The sequence below is a fragment of the Streptomyces hilarionis genome (assembly GCF_024539675.1).
Taxonomy (GTDB): Bacteria; Actinomycetota; Actinomycetes; order Streptomycetales; family Streptomycetaceae; genus Streptomyces; species Streptomyces hilarionis.
The window spans coordinates 1-13,426 of record NZ_JAHHIT010000083.1 but is presented as its reverse complement, the minus strand read 5'-3'; the positions used below and the strand labels follow the sequence as shown (position 1 = coordinate 13,426).

General features: G+C 71.8%; 14 protein-coding genes. 11 read left to right on the top strand and 3 right to left on the bottom strand.

Going from position 1 to position 13,426, the window contains the following annotated elements; genetic code table 11:
• Positions 1-133 precede the first annotated feature (133 nt).
• Genes KMS84_RS21175 through ygfZ form a run of 3 tightly spaced genes read left to right on the top strand, consistent with a single transcriptional unit; the run spans position 134 to position 2,238 of the window.
• A complete protein-coding gene (locus KMS84_RS21175) occupies positions 134-709 on the top strand; it encodes a heme-binding beta-barrel domain-containing protein (protein WP_256917925.1) in 576 nt (191 codons plus the stop codon).
• 16 nt (positions 710-725) lie between these two features.
• Entirely contained in the window at positions 726-1,262 is a 537-nt protein-coding gene (locus tag KMS84_RS21170; protein ID WP_308287972.1) for a Fur family transcriptional regulator, read from the top strand.
• A gap of 10 nt (positions 1,263-1,272) precedes the next feature.
• A complete protein-coding gene (gene ygfZ / locus KMS84_RS21165; protein ID WP_256917923.1) occupies positions 1,273-2,238 on the top strand; it encodes a CAF17-like 4Fe-4S cluster assembly/insertion protein YgfZ in 966 nt (321 codons plus the stop codon).
• 35 nt (positions 2,239-2,273) lie between these two features.
• Here ygfZ and dtd read toward each other — a convergent pair whose 3' ends face one another.
• A complete protein-coding gene (dtd, locus tag KMS84_RS21160) occupies positions 2,274-2,699 on the bottom strand; it encodes a D-aminoacyl-tRNA deacylase (RefSeq protein ID WP_256917922.1) in 426 nt (141 codons plus the stop codon).
• Between the two features lie 158 nt (positions 2,700-2,857).
• On the opposite strand from dtd, the gene KMS84_RS21155 reads away from it, so the two are divergent.
• Together KMS84_RS21155 and KMS84_RS21150 are read left to right on the top strand one after the other, a co-directional pair.
• Positions 2,858-3,424, top strand: a complete 567-nt coding sequence (locus KMS84_RS21155; RefSeq protein WP_256917921.1) for an RsiG family protein — start codon at positions 2,858-2,860, stop codon at positions 3,422-3,424.
• Positions 3,425-3,816: 392 nt separating this feature from the next.
• Complete coding sequence (locus tag KMS84_RS21150; RefSeq protein ID WP_256917920.1) at positions 3,817-4,734, top strand: winged helix-turn-helix domain-containing protein; 918 nt, start codon at positions 3,817-3,819, stop codon at positions 4,732-4,734.
• Here KMS84_RS21150 and KMS84_RS21145 read toward each other — a convergent pair.
• Positions 4,724-4,918, bottom strand: a complete 195-nt coding sequence (locus KMS84_RS21145; protein ID WP_256917919.1) for a hypothetical protein — start codon at positions 4,916-4,918, stop codon at positions 4,724-4,726. The two genes, KMS84_RS21150 and KMS84_RS21145, sit on opposite strands and share 11 nt — an antisense overlap.
• A gap of 153 nt (positions 4,919-5,071) precedes the next feature.
• Here KMS84_RS21145 and KMS84_RS21140 point away from each other — a divergent pair, with 153 nt between their 5' ends.
• Together KMS84_RS21140 and KMS84_RS21135 are read left to right on the top strand one after the other, a co-directional pair.
• A complete protein-coding gene (locus tag KMS84_RS21140; RefSeq protein ID WP_256917918.1) occupies positions 5,072-5,950 on the top strand; it encodes a FadR/GntR family transcriptional regulator in 879 nt (292 codons plus the stop codon).
• The gene (locus KMS84_RS21135; protein ID WP_256917917.1) at positions 5,950-6,693 is read left to right on the top strand and encodes an HAD family hydrolase; all 744 of its coding nucleotides are present in this window, start codon (positions 5,950-5,952) and stop codon (positions 6,691-6,693) included. Before KMS84_RS21140 ends, KMS84_RS21135 begins: the two co-directional genes overlap by 1 nt.
• 29 nt (positions 6,694-6,722) lie before the next feature.
• Here KMS84_RS21135 and KMS84_RS21130 read toward each other — a convergent pair whose 3' ends face one another.
• A complete protein-coding gene (locus KMS84_RS21130; protein ID WP_256917916.1) occupies positions 6,723-6,905 on the bottom strand; it encodes a hypothetical protein in 183 nt (60 codons plus the stop codon).
• 172 nt (positions 6,906-7,077) lie between these two features.
• Between KMS84_RS21130 and KMS84_RS21125 the strand changes: the two genes are divergently transcribed.
• The 4 genes from KMS84_RS21125 (at position 7,078) to KMS84_RS21110 (ending at position 13,356) form a co-directional block, all read left to right on the top strand.
• Complete coding sequence (locus KMS84_RS21125; RefSeq protein WP_256917951.1) at positions 7,078-7,950, top strand: winged helix-turn-helix domain-containing protein; 873 nt, start codon at positions 7,078-7,080, stop codon at positions 7,948-7,950.
• 201 nt (positions 7,951-8,151) lie between these two features.
• Positions 8,152-10,341, top strand: a complete 2,190-nt coding sequence (locus tag KMS84_RS21120; RefSeq protein WP_438818967.1) for a phosphotransferase — start codon at positions 8,152-8,154, stop codon at positions 10,339-10,341.
• 95 nt (positions 10,342-10,436) lie between these two features.
• A complete protein-coding gene (locus tag KMS84_RS21115) occupies positions 10,437-11,066 on the top strand; it encodes a TetR family transcriptional regulator (protein WP_256917915.1) in 630 nt (209 codons plus the stop codon).
• A gap of 172 nt (positions 11,067-11,238) precedes the next feature.
• Positions 11,239-13,356 carry a HelD family protein gene (locus KMS84_RS21110; RefSeq protein ID WP_256917914.1) on the top strand — a complete coding sequence of 706 codons (2,118 nt, stop codon included), beginning with the start codon at positions 11,239-11,241 and terminating at the stop codon, positions 13,354-13,356.
• The last annotated feature ends 70 nt before the right edge of the window (positions 13,357-13,426 follow it).

Genomic DNA, 13,426 nt, shown 5'->3' with positions numbered 1-13,426 from the left:
GGAGCCCCCGTGGAGATCTTCTTCGAATCCCTGCTGGTCCTGGTCTGCGTCGGCGTCCTCGCCTTCGCCGGTCTGACCGTGAAGAAGCTGTACCAGGGCCAGCGCTGACCTACCAGTCCAGGAACTGCCACTCATGATCGAGATTCCGTCCGACCTCCACAAGGACCTCGTCCCCCTCGCCTTCCTGCTCGGCAGCTGGGCGGGCGCCGGCGTGCACGACTTCCCGGGGTCGGAGAAGTGCAACTTCGGCCAGGAGGTCACCTTCGGCCACGACGGCCGGGACTTCCTCGAGTACCACTCCCACACCTGGGTTCTGGACAAGGACGGCGAGAAGGTCCGCCCCCTGGAGTCGGAGTCCGGCTTCTGGCGGATCGACGCCGACCGCAAGGTCGAGGTGACGATGGTCCGCGACGACGGCGTCGTCGAGATCTGGTACGGCGAGCTGGCCGACAAGAAGCCGCAGATCGACCTGGTCACGGACGCCGTGGCGCGCACGGCAGCCTCGGGCCCGTACACCGGCGGCAAGCGGCTCTACGGCTACGTCAAGAGCGACCTCATGTGGGTCGGCGAGAAGCAGACCCCCGAGGTCGAGCTGCGCCCCTACATGTCGGCCCACCTGAAGAAGGTCGTCACCCCCGAGGACGTCGAGCGCTGGGCGAAGGCCCTCCCCGACGACATGCCGGACGACGGGATCGCCTTCTTCAAGTAGTCCTAGACTCTTGGGTGTGGTGAGCACTGAAAGCACTGACTGGAAGAGCGACCTGCGGCAGCGCGGCTACCGGCTGACGCCGCAGCGCCAGCTTGTCCTCGAAGCCGTGGACACCCTGGAGCACGCGACCCCCGACGCCATCCTCGTGGAAGTGAGGAAGACGGCGTCGGGGGTCAACATTTCGACCGTGTACCGCACGCTGGAGCTCCTCGAGGAGCTCGGGCTGGTCAGCCATGCGCATCTGGGGCACGGGGCCCCCACCTACCACCTGGCCGACCGCCACCACCACATCCACCTCGTCTGCCGGGACTGCGACGAGGTCATCGAGGCGGACGTGAAGGTGGCCGCCGAGTTCACGGCCAAGCTGCGCGACACCTTCGGCTTCGAGACGGACATGAAGCACTTCGCGATCTTCGGCCGCTGCCGCGACTGCGCCCGCGAGCGTTCCGCCGGCAAGGGCGGGGCCGCCGGTTCGGGCGCCGGTCCGGGCGCCGGGCCGGGCGCGGGTTCGGGCGCGGGTTCGGCTGCCAGGGGTTCGATCACCGAGTCGTAGGCTTGGGCCCATGAAGAGCCCTCTGCTGTCCCTGCCCGGCGCCGTTCCCGCCGAGGGCGTGGACGAAGGCGTCGCCGGTCACTACGGCGACCTGTTCCGTGAGCAGCGCGCGCTGGCCGACGGCGCCGGTTTCGTCGACCTCTCGCACCGCGGGGTCGTCACCGTCTCCGGCGAGGACCGGCTGAGCTGGCTGCACCTTCTGCTCACCCAGCACGTCACCGACCTCGCGGCCGGCCAGGCCACCGAGGCGCTGATCCTCTCCGCGCACGGTCACATCGAACACGCGCTGTACCTGGTGGACGACGGCGCGACGGTCTGGGCCCACGTCGAGCCCGGCACTCAGGAGGCGCTGCTCGCGTACCTGGAGTCGATGAAGTTCTTCTACCGGGTCGAGGTCGCCGACCGGACGGCGGACACGGCCGTCGTGCATCTCCCGGCGGGGTCCATCGCGCCCGTGCCGGACGGTGTCGTCGTGCGCGAGACGGCGTACGGCCGGGATCTGTTCCTGCCGCGCGCCGACCTGGAGACGTTCGCGGAGCAGGCCGGTCCGCCGGCCGGGATCCTCGCCCACGAGGCCCTGCGCGTCGAGCAGCACCGCCCGCGCCTCGGCTTCGAGACGGACCACCGCACGATCCCGCACGAGCTGGGCTGGATCGGCACGGCCGTGCATCTGCAGAAGGGCTGCTACCGCGGGCAGGAGACGGTCGCGCGCGTCCAGAACCTGGGCAAGCCGCCCCGCCGTCTGGTCTTCCTGCACCTCGACGGCAGCGAGGTGCACCTGCCGCCCGCCGGCACCCAGCTGCGCGTCCGCGACGAGGACCCCGACGGCCGCACGATCGGCTTCATCACCACGTCCGCCCGCCACCACGAGCTGGGCCCGGTCGCGCTGGCCCTGGTGAAGCGCAACGTGCCGGTGGACGCCCCTTTGATGGCCGACACGACGGCGGCCGCGCAGGAGGTCGTGGTCGAGCCCTGAGGGCCCTCCGGCAGGAAAGGGCCCCAGGAGGGGCCCTAGACCTCGATCAGGACGGTGAAAGGGCCGTCGTTGGTCAGGGAGACGCGCATCCGCGCGCCGAACCTGCCCGTGGCGACCGTCGCGCCCAGGGCGCGCAGCCGGGCGACGACCTCGTCGACGAGGGGTTCGGCGACCGGGCCGGGGGCGGCCGCGTTCCAGGTGGGGCGGCGGCCCTTGCGGGCGTCCCCGTAGAGGGTGAACTGGCTGATCACCAGCAGCGGTGCGTCGACGTCGCTGCACGACCTCTCGTCGTGCAGCATGCGCAGGGACCACAGTTTGCGGGCGAGCCGGTCCGCCTTCTCCGGGGTGTCCTCGTGGGTCACGCCGACCAGGACGCACAGGCCCTCGCCGTCGATCTCCCCGACCGTCTCGCCGTCCACGACGACGCTCGCGCCGTCCACCCTCTGCACCACCGCTCGCATGCGGACCATGATGCCGGGTCGGCGGCCCGGCCTCGCGGGTGGCCCATTTTTGATCCTTAAGCCCCTGTCTGGGGCCGTTCGGGGGGACTCGGTCACAAAGCGGCCACTTGGGGTGGCACGATGCTTTCCACACCCGGTCGAGGGGACGGTTGAGGCACATGAGCACACCGAGTACCGGGCGGCCCGTCACACACCGGCCGCCCGCACAGCGCAGCGACGGCACCGTGCTGTCCGTCGAACCTCCGGAGCACGACATGGCCCGGCTGAGCCTGCCCGAGCTGCGCACCCTGCGCCGGGACGCCCAGCGCGACGAGGCCGACCTCAGCTATGTGCGGCGCCTGCTCCAGGGCCGTATCGACATCCTGCGCGCGGAGCTGGCGCGGCGTTCCCCGACGGGCGCGGCGTCCGTGGTCGAGCGGTTGTCGGAGATCCTCACCGACGCCCCGGCCCGGCACCGCTCCTCGGCCCGCCACGTCACCCTGGGCACTCCGCACAGCGAGGAGTACCGGCGGCTGGCCGCCGACATGCTCGCCGACGTCGAGCTGTCCGACCTGGACGCGCGCACCGATCCCGAGCTGCACGAGGCGATGGGCCGTCTGGTCCGGTACGAGCAGCAGGTCTCCGGCCGGCGTCAGCGGCTCCAGCGCACGGCCGACGAGTCGGGCGCCGAGATCACCCGACGTTACCGGGAGGGAGAGGCGCAGGTGGAGGACCTGCTGGTGTGAGGGGGGACGAACGAGCGGGCGCCGCCCCGGGGGGTCGACGCCCTGCTGCGAACGCCCGGGCGCCCAGGGCGCCCGGACCCGTGCTGACGGCTGACGGCTCCTTTCGGCGTGGTGGGAAGGCGGTCCATCCGTAGCTGTTCAGTTGTGGCTGTGCGTGCGCTGTGAAGTTGTGGCTGTGCGGGCGATGTTCAGTTGTGGCTGTACGTCGGCGCCGTGTGCTCGGGCTCCCGGCTCCCCTCCGGAAGGAAGCCCGACCGGCCAACCGTCTGAAAGTTTGACCACGTTGTTGAAGTTGGCTGCCAACTTCACTGTAGTTATGTCCGCTTGGAAGCGTCCTATAACCATCTCTCTTTGAACTGCCCAAAGATGGCGAGAAGTTGTACTGTGCGGGCGTGGAGACGGAAAATGCCTCCGTCAAGGGGCGGCAGGGGGCCGCGCGGTCGCAGCGCTCCCACCGCGAGGTGGCCGACGAACTGCGCGCCCGCATCAGATCCGGGGTGCTGCGGCCGGGGCAGCGCATGCCCACGCAGGCGCGGCTGGCGGACGAGTTCGGCGTCGAACGGGGCGCCGTGCGGCGTGCCCTGCGGATTCTGGAGTCGGAACGGCTGCTGACCAACGTCTCCAAGGGGAGTCCGGCGACGGTCGCGGGGCAGCCCGGGCAGCCGGGCCCGCCCGGTCTCCCGGCCGGCCCCGGGGCGGCGCCGCAGCCCTCGATGGCGGGCCTTCCGCCCCGTGTCACCGAGGCCTTCGCGGCCGAGCACGTGCAGCTCGACGCCCTGTGCCTGACCGCCGTCTCGCTGACCGCCGCGATCGGCGAGCCGGTGCGGCAGATCCATGCGGGGCAGCTGAAACCGGCCAAGATCGACGTCCGGGTCCTGCTGCCCTCCCGGGACATCGACCTCGCCTTCCCGTCGCCGGTCGACGCCTCGGCCACCGGACGGCTACAGCGCCGCTGGCTGGCGCATCGCAACGCCCAGGGCCAGGTGCTGCGGCACAACCTGCTGACGCTGCGCTCCACGCACGGCATCGACGTGCACGTCACCTTCCGCGCGCTGCCCTTCACCCCGCCCGTGAAGCTGTACCTGCTCAACGGCTCGCAGGCGCTGTTCGCCTACTACACGGTCCAGCGGGGGGAGCAGACGGTCGGTCAGGAGAGCATGGACATGTACGACGCCGAGGGCACGCGGTCGGCGCTGTTCGCCTTCGAGCGGGGCGCAGGACCGCGTGACACGACGTTCGTCGACCAGTCGCGCCGGTGGTTCGACGCGTTGTGGGACACGATCAGCTCGGAGCTGGTCCTCACGAGCTGACGGCGGGCCCGGTGGCGAGGAGGGCGAGGATCACCGCGCCGACCGAGCTGAGGGCGGGGCTCTTGGCCTTGACGCCGACGCTGAGCAGCAGCAGGCCGACGGCCCCGGCGGTGCCGAACTTCCACTGGATGGTCTGCTCGACGCCGACGACGAAGGCGGCGCTGAGGAGGACGAGGACGGGCATGGTGGTTCCCCCCTTCCGAACGGGGAGCGGGAGGCGATCCTTCCGCCAACTCGCTCAAGTTGGTGACCAACTCTGACTATGTTGTCCCCACTTGGCAGCAACTGCTAAACAACTTTCAAACAACTCCCGTCAGATGGATCGAAGTTGTAGCGTTTGGTCGTGACCCAGGAGAACGTGGCAGTGAACGGCAGCAGAAGGCTCTCTCCCCAGGAGATCGCCGACGTCCTGCGCGAGCGCATCCGCGTCGGGGATCTCAGGGCCGGTGACCGGCTGCCGACCCAGGCCGAGCTGGCCGACGAGTTCGGCGTGGAGCGCGGCGCCGTGCGCCAGGCGCTGCGGGCCCTCCAGGACGACGGGCTGCTCACCGGCGTCAGCAAGGGCAGCCCGCCCCGGATCGCCGAGCCGGCGTCCACGGGCCCCGAGGAGCCCCAGCCCACCATGGTCGGCCTGGCGCCCCGGCTCACCGCGGCCTTCTCCGTCCCGCACGTGCGCATCGACGCGGCCTGTCTCACCGCCGAGAGCCTCATCCCGGCCCTGGGCGAGCCCCTCCGGCTGATCCACGGGGGCCAGGTGAAGCCCGCCAGGATCGACGTCCGCATCCTGCTGCCGTCCCGGGACATCAGCCTCGCCTTCCCCGTCCCGGTCGACGGCCGCGGCGACGACGACCCCGTCCACCAGCGCTGGCTGGCGATGCGCAACGCCCAGGGCCACGTCCTGCGCCACAACCTCCAGACACTGCGCTCGCACGGCATCGACGTCAGCATCACCTTCCGCGCGCTGCCCTTCACCCCGCCCGTCAAGCTGTACCTCCTCAACGGCCAAGAGGCGCTGATGGCGTACTACATGGTCACCCGCCGCGAGGAGTCCACCGACACCGGAACGCTCGACATGTACGACGTCCTCGGCACCGAGTCGCTGCTCTTCTCCTTCGAGAAGGCGGCCGGTCAGCGCGACGCCGCGTTCGTGGAGGAATCCCAGAAGTGGTTCGACGCCCTCTGGGAAACCATCACCACGGACCTGACACTCTCCTAGTGACTTCTGATACGCAGCAGACCCAGCACTCGACCCCCGACACCGAGACCGAGGCGGCGGACTTGCGGGAAGTGATCAGGGAAGCGCGCGTCGTCCTGTGGGACTTCGACGGGCCGATCTGCCGTCTCTTCGCCGGTCACTCGGCGGAGGGCGTGGCCGACGGACTGGTGGAATGGCTCGAAGGGCGGGGCCTGCACCACCTGCTGACGGAGACCGAGCGGGAGTCGCTGGACCCGCACGTCGTCCTGCGCGCCGTGGACCGTCTGCGTCCCGGCAGCGACCTGGTCGCCGAGCTGGAGGAACGTCTCACCCAGGAGGAGCTGAGAGCCACGGCCACGGCGATGCCCACCCCCTACGCCGACCCGCTGGTACGCACCCTGCGGGCCCTGGACCTGCGGCTGGCGATCACCACGAACAACTCCCCGCGGGTCGTCACCACCTACCTCGCGACCCGCGGTCTCACCTCCTGCTTCGCCCCCCACATCTACGGCCGCACCCAGGAGCTGCACCACCTCAAGCCGCATCCCCACTGCCTCAACCTGGCCCTGCGCGCCACGGGTTCGGCCCCCGGCACCGCCCTGATGATCGGCGACACCCCGTCCGACTTCCTGGCCGCGCGGGAGGCGGGGGTCCCCTTCCTGGGCTACGCGCGTAACGAGCGCAAGGAGAAACTGCTCCGCGGGGCGGGCGCGACCCGCGTGGTGTCGTCCCTGGAACCGGTCCTGGAGGCGTTCCGGGGGTGAGCGCCGGACCCGGGCTCGGGGGCTCGAGCTCAGGTCCGGAGCATCAGGGCCACGAGCACGACGGCCGCCCCCAGGGCGAGCGCGTGGTGCCGCGCCCGCATGCCCACCGTCAGGGTGAAGAGCAGCAGCACCCCCGCCGCGCCCAGTCTGGCCCGCACCGTCATCCCCGCTCCGAGCGCGAGGAGTTCCCAGAGTGCCGATAACAGGAGCATGACCTTCCGCCTTCCTGCCACTCTCTGTGAAGTCGGCAAGTTTCAGTCCAATTGGACTGGTTGCCTTCCCATGGCTTTCCCCGGGCTGTCTGATCCTTAATCGGACTGCTCTGTCAGGGAGTTGACCGACATTGGTGTGCTACTGGGCCGATGGCGGTACGGTCGTCCGGTGGTGGAGGGGCAGCAGGGCGGCGACGGCGGCGGCAGGGAGTTCCATCGGGTCGCCGACGATCTGCGCGCCCGCATGGCCGACGGCACCTACCCGATGCGTTCCTTCCTGCCCTCCCAGCGGGACCTGGCCGAGGAGTACGGGGTCTCCCGCGACACCGTGCAGCGCGTGCTGCGGGAACTGGCGAACGAGGGCTGGATCGAGTCGCGCCAGGGCAGCGGCTCGCGCGTGATCAAGACCCAGCGCATCCAGTCCTCCACGCCCAGGGCCACCCGGTTGCGGCACGGCGCGACGCTGGGCCCCCTGCTCAGCGAGGCCTTCGAGCAGCCCGAAGTCACCCTCGACGTCTACACGCTGACGTCCGAGTCGCTGGACGCGCACATCCGGCTCCAGGCGGAGCGGATACGCGGCGGCTCCATCGCCCCCGAGCACATCGGTCTGCGCATGATCCTGCCGCTGAGGGACCTGGACCTTCCCTACCCGCGGGTCAAGGACGACCGAGGCGACGACCGGCTGCGCGAGCGGCTGCACGACATCACCGACCGCCACACGGACTCGCTGCGCTCGGTGCTGAAGGCGCTGAAGACCGAGCGGTACGTCTCCTCCGTCGACGTCCGGATCCGGCAGGCGCCCCTGACGCCGGCCTTCAAGCTGTACCTGCTGAACGGCGTGGAGGCCCTGCACGGCCCGTACGAGGTGATCCAGCGGCAGATCGAACTGGGGTCCGGCGAGGAGATCACCGCTCTCGACGTGCTGGGTCTCGGCGCCACGCTCACCCACCAGGTGGCGGACGGCAACCCCGACTCGTCGGGGACGGTGTTCGTGCAGACATGGCAGGCGTGGTTCGAGTCGGTCTGGACGCATCTCGCCGAATAACCGGTCCGCGCTGCGCTAGCATGCGTCAATCGCGCGAGCAATCGCTCCCGTCCCTACGTATGAGACGGCGAACCAGCCAGTCTCGGACGGCCTGACGCGGATGAGTGGCACACCACCCATTGGCTCACTTGCATCGCTCCGGTCGTGCGGTCCCTTTACCGTTTGCCCCAACATGCCCAGCGCGAGTATCCGGAGCGGCCAGTGGTCGACCACCTTGTTCCCCCACGTCACCTCGGGGAACGAGCCGCCCAGGAGACGTCCGACGTCCTGCGTGCCTTCGTCCGGGCAGCGGAGGCCACCCAGGCGTCCAGCGGCCACCACAATCGCAACTATGTGCTGCCGCTGACCGGTGACATGGCACGGCTGCTGCGCCGCGAGCCGGGCACGCCCGTGACGGTGCGCGTCCGGCGCCGGGACGCGCTGCCCGTGGTGATCAGGACGTGGCAGGACGAGTCGGCGATCCTGAAAGCCCTCCAGGGCGTCCTGCCCCACGCGCCCGCGTGTCTGGTGAAGACAGCGGACTTCTCCGTCCACAGCTATGTGGAGGGCGTACCGCTCTCGACGATCTGCGGAAACGGTAAGCCTGTCGACACCCTCGTCATGAAAGCGCTGGCGGGGCTGCTGGCGCAGATGACCCAGGTGCGCCGGGCCGCGCTGCCGGACCTGCCGGACTCCTGGCCCGCCAACCACAGTGACAGCCGGGGCTTCCTGAAGGCCCTCGCCCACTGTGCCGACGAACAGATCCGCAAGCCCAACTGGGCGGAGTTCGGTGGCCTGTTCAAGGCGCTGGGCATCTCGGACGACGCCCTGCTCCGGCTGGCCGACCGGGTGCCCCAGATGGCCCGGCGGCCCTACAGCCTGCTCCACGCGGACCTGCACCGGGACAACCTGATCGTCTCCTACGACGGCGACCCGCCACTCGTCTGCGTCGACTGGGAGCTGGCCACCTGGGGCGATCCCCTGCACGACCTCGCCACCCACCTGGTGCGCATGCGGTACCCGGAGAGCCAGCGGGCCGAGGTGATCGAGGCGTGGGCGGACGCCATGCGGGAGTGCCGGCCGAGCGCGGTCAAGGGGCTCTCCCGGGACCTGCCGCACTACCTCGGCTTCGAATGGGCGCAGTCCCTCTATCCCGACGTCATGCGGGCCGCGCGGTCGCTCCAGGAGTCGTTCACCCAGAAGTGCCTGGACGAGGCGACGGTGGAGGTGGGTCGGGCGTTGCGCCAGGCCGCGGAGCCCCTGCGGCTGGGGAGCGTTCCGGCGAACGACGAGATCGGACGCGCGCTGTTCCGGTGGCTGGCGTCGCGCGGCGACAGGGTGGTCAGCGGCCGGGGCTGGATCACGAAGGCCTTCCACTGGGAGCCGGACCCGCGGCTTCCCGAGAACCCCCGTTTCCCGGCGGCCGCCGTGCGGGAGGCCCTGCTCGCGGAGGGGGCCGCTCCGGCGCACCGGGTCTTCAAGGGAACCGCACACCTCAACTCGGTGGTCTGGGTGCAGGGCACGCGGACCGCCGTGGTCGTGCGCCGCAAACTGCCCGACGCGTCGCGTCGGGAGCCCAAGTACCTGAGCGAGCACGTCGTCCTCCAGGCGATCCAGGAGTCAGGGGTGAGGGTGGCGGCGCCCGAGGTCCTGGCGCTGGGCGTCAGCTACCCGAACGATCAGCTCAGCGTCCACACCTACGAGGGCACCCACATCGACCGGCCGCCCGTCCACCCGGTGAACGGTCTGCGGCCGCACGAGGCGGACGCGCTCGTCGACCAGCTGTGCGAGCTGACCCGGGTGGACCATGCGGTGATCGATCCGCAGGCCGGGCAGGTCGACTTCTCCGAGTGGCTCAAGGAACAGCTGGTGGGTCTGGTCCGGGACCTGCCGAAGAAGTCGCTCCAACTGGCCCGCACGCTGGGGCTGCCCGACGAACGGCGTCTGCGGGAGATCCTGTCGGGGCACCGGGTGAGCCACCGGGCGCCGGCGCTGCTGCACGGGGACCTCAACCCGTGGAACCTGGTGCGCCGCGACGACCCCCTGGCCCTGACGATCATCGACTGGGAGATGGCCCTGGTCGGCGACCCGCTCTACGACCTGGTCCGGCACATGCACCTCACGCCGACGCGACCGGAGATCAGGGAGCGGATGTTCCTGCGCTGGCAGCGCGCGCTGGACCCCGAGTACACCCGGGACTGGGCGAGGGACTGGGTCGTCTACCGCCGGATCGAGATCGTCCGCTCCGCGTACGTCGACCTCGACCGCCTGGCCACCGGGTCGAGCCTGGACGCCCCCAACGTCCGGCGGGCCGTCAACTCCTACGCCGACACCCTCGCGGCGGCCACCGCGTCCCTCGGCCTCTCCGTCCCCGCGACGGCGAACCCCTATCTTGCCCGGGCACTGGCCTAGAACGTCTCTTCCGGCTCCTGCCGGGCTCGTGCCGAGGGCCGCCGGCCCGCGCCCGTGCGGCGACGACGTGCGGGGCGTCGCCGTAGGCTCGCCGCATGAGTGAGACCGGGCTGCGCGAGCGCAAGAGGCAGCGGATGTACCAGGCCGTGTCGGAGATCGCCGTCGGGCTGTTCCTGGAGCGCGGGTTCGACGCGGTGTCCGTCGCCGAGGTCGCCGCGGCGGCGGAGATCTCCAAGCCGACCCTCTTCCGCTACTTCCCGGCGAAGGAGGACCTGGTGCTGCACCAGATCGCCGATCACGAGCAGGAGTCGGCGCGGGTCGTCGTGGCGGGGCGGGCCGAGGGCGTCGCGCCGCTGCCCGCGCTGCGCCGGCACTTCCTGGCCGGGCTGGCGGCGGACGATCCCGTCACCGGCCTCAACGACCACCCCCGGGTGCGGGCCTTCTACGACCTGCTCTACGGCACCCCGTCCCTGGTCGCCCGGCTGTACGGCTACCTGGAGCGCTCGGAGACCGCCCTCGCCGAGGCCCTCGCGGACGACCTGCCCACCGCCCTGGACGCACGGCTGGCGGCGGGCCAGATCGTCGCCGTCCGGCGGATCCTCGCCGAGGAGAACTGGCGGCGGGTCGCGGCCGGTGAGAGCCCCGCGGACGTGCGGGGGGACGCGGTGGCCGCGGCGGAGCGGGCGTTCGACGTGCTGGGCGCGGGGCTGCCGCGGCTCGTCTGAGGTCCGACCCGTGCGCCGCCCCCCGGCACGTCCGCGCGGCGGGTTCCCCCCTCGCGGGGCGGCAGGACCGCGCCGTCGGGCCTGCGCCGCCCAGCCCGCGTCTCGGCGCCTCCACACCTCCACGCCTCGGTAAAAAATGTAACTCGGTAACGTTATTCGCTATCCTCGCCCTATGACGGCACCCGAGCTCGCTCCCCAGGACTCCGCCGAACCCGACCCGCGGGGACTCGCCGCAGCCCTGCGGCGCGAACGCGCCCACCACGACGCCTGCCGGGCCGCGTTCACCGCCATGGTCGAGGGCGCCGACCTCCAGGTCGTCACCGGCGAGGACGTGTCGGCCTCCGGGGCCGACGCCGAGGTCCTCGGCTACCGGCTGCGCAGCCACGCCAAGGCCCTGCGCGAACTGCCCGAAGGCCCCCTGTTCTTCGGCCGGCTGGACTTCGCGCACGGCACCGGCGGCGAGCACGCGGGACTCGCCCACCACATCGGCCGGCTGCGCATCAGCGAGCACCCGGCCGCCCCGCCCCTCGTCGTCGACTGGCGGGCGCCCGTCTCCCGCGCCTTCTACCAGGCGAGCGCCCGCGACCCGCAGGGCGTCGCCGTGCGGCGACGGTTCGGCTGGGCCCCGGGCAGCCGGGGCGACTCCGCCGACCTCACCGGCCTGGAGGACGAGCGCCTCGACGCCGGTGAACAGGCGAGCGCGCCCGGCCCCGGGTCCGGCCGTGGGAGCGCCGCGCACGGCGGCGGCATCGTCGCCCGCGAGATCGAACGGCCGCGCGTCGGCCCCATGCGGGACATCGCCGCGACCATCCAGCCCGAGCAGGACGACCTCGTGCGCGGCGACCTCACCGGGTCGGTGTGCGTGCAGGGCGCCCCCGGCACCGGCAAGACCGCGGTCGGCCTGCACCGGGCCGCCTACCTCCTCTACACCCACCCGCGCCGCATCCAGCGGGGCGGACTGCTCATCCTCGGCCCCCACCGCGCTTTCCTCTCCTACATCGCCGAGGTGCTGCCCGCCCTCGGTGAGACCGGCGTCCTGCAGTCCACCCTCCATGACGAGATCGGCCGCCACCGGGCCACCGGAACGGACCCCGACCGCACCGCCGCCGTCAAACACGACGCGCGGATGGCCGAGGTCCTGCGCCGCGCGGTGTACGGGCGGGTGGCGGCCGGGCGCGCCGAGGACCTCTCCGTCCCCGAGGGCTCCTACCGCTGGCGCGTCGGGGGCCGCGCGCTTGCGGAGATCGTCACCGGTGTGCTCGCCGAGGCGCCTGCGTACGAGACCGGTCGCGAGCGGGTGCGCAGCCGCATCGTGCGCCGGATCCAGGCGCAGGCCGAACGCCGGAGCGGGCCGCGCCCGGCCGCCTGGACCCGCCGGATCGAGCGGGCGCGGGCCGTGAGCGCGTGCGTCGAAGCCGTGTGGCCGAAACTGCGCCCCGAGGAGGTCGTCGCCGAACTCCTCACGGACGCCGAGGCGTTGGCGCGCGCGGCGGACGGCCTCCTGGACCCGGACGAGCAGCGCGCCCTGCGCTGGCCGCGCCCGCCCCGCTCGCCGAAGTCGGCGCGCTGGTCGACGGCCGACCTCGTCCTGCTCGACGAGGTGGCCGGCCTCCTGGAGCACCCCCGGGGGTACGGACACGTCGTCGTGGACGAGGCCCAGGACCTCTCGCCGATGGAGTGCCGCGCCGTCGCCCGGCGGGTGCGCTTCGGTTCGCTCACCGTCCTCGGCGACCTGGCGCAGGGCACCAGCCCGTGGGCGGCGGCCTCATGGCGGGTGCAGATGGCCCACCTGGGCAAGCCGGACGCCACGATCGTCCCGCTGACCACGGGTTTCCGCGTTCCGGCCGCCGTACTCGCCCTCGCCGGCCGGGTTCTGGACCGCCTCGACGTCGACGTGCCGCGGGCCGACTCGCTGCGCGGGGACGGCGAGCTGCGCGTCCGGCGGGCGCACGGCGACCTGCCCGGCACGGTCGTCGCCGCCGTGCGCGAGGCGCTCGCCCACGAGGGCTCCGTGGGCGTCATCGCGGCCGACGCGCAGGCGGCCGCGGTCCGTGAGGCGCTCACGGCGGCCGGCCTGCCCTCGTGCGGCCCGGACGAACCCGCGGCCCGGGTGACGGTCGTCCCCGCGACCCTGGCCAAGGGCCTGGAGTACGACCACGTCGTCGCCGTCGAACCGGCGGCCGTCGCCGAGGCGGAGCAGCGCGGCCTGAACCGGCTGTACGTCGTCCTCACCCGCGCGGTGACCCGCCTGGACGTCGTCCACGAACGCGCCCTGCCATGGGAGCAGTGAGCCACCCCGGGGGAGGGCTCATCCTGGGGGGGCAGGGGGCATCCTCGGGGGTGATGCTGCTCTTCCTCGA